The organism is Vibrio sp. 2132-1 (genome assembly GCF_033344315.1).
Map to the genome: position 1 here is coordinate 1 of NZ_JAWPON010000783.1, position 533 is coordinate 533.

At 43.3% G+C, this 533-nt stretch carries 1 protein-coding gene; it reads left to right on the forward strand.

Features of this window, described 5'->3' with window-relative positions; translation table 11 throughout:
* Positions 1–267 (forward strand): flagellar export protein FliJ (gene fliJ, locus R8N47_RS27980; RefSeq protein WP_318186457.1); only part of this gene is annotated, 267 nt, incomplete at its 5' end.
* Positions 268–533: the final 266 nt, after the last annotated feature.

Consider the following 533-nt stretch of genomic DNA (forward strand, 5'->3'; position numbering starts at 1 on the left):
ACCGCCAGCCAATACGGGCATCTCAACCGATTCTTATGTCAGCTTGACGAGACACTGTCAAAGCAAAAGCAAGCAGAGCATCACTTCAAAGAACAAGTCGAAAACTGCAAAGACTACTGGCTCAAGATGCGCCAAGAACGCATGTCTTACGAGTGGATGATCGAAAAGAAAGCGAAAGAAAAGCAAATCGCGGAAGCCAAACGTGAGCAAAAGCAGATGGATGAGTTTTCCACGCTGTTGTTTAGCCGTAAGGCCAAGCCGTTCTAATTTTTGTTGAAGTTGATCTCGCTTCCACTCTTTTCGTGTGCGTTGTTCGTCAGGAAAATAGCCTTATGCGTTGGCGTGATTTTTGCAAATTCATGGTTTAATTATCTAATTTTGCCTCTGATGGGCAATCTGGTCACGCCATAAAAAGGCGTAGCTAAAAACGAGAAAGTTTTTATGAATGTGAATTTGTCTAATGTTTCTGCGACTAGCAAGACCTCAACTTCTGAGTCTTCCGCAAAAGCACCTACAGAAAGCTCTGAAAGCAA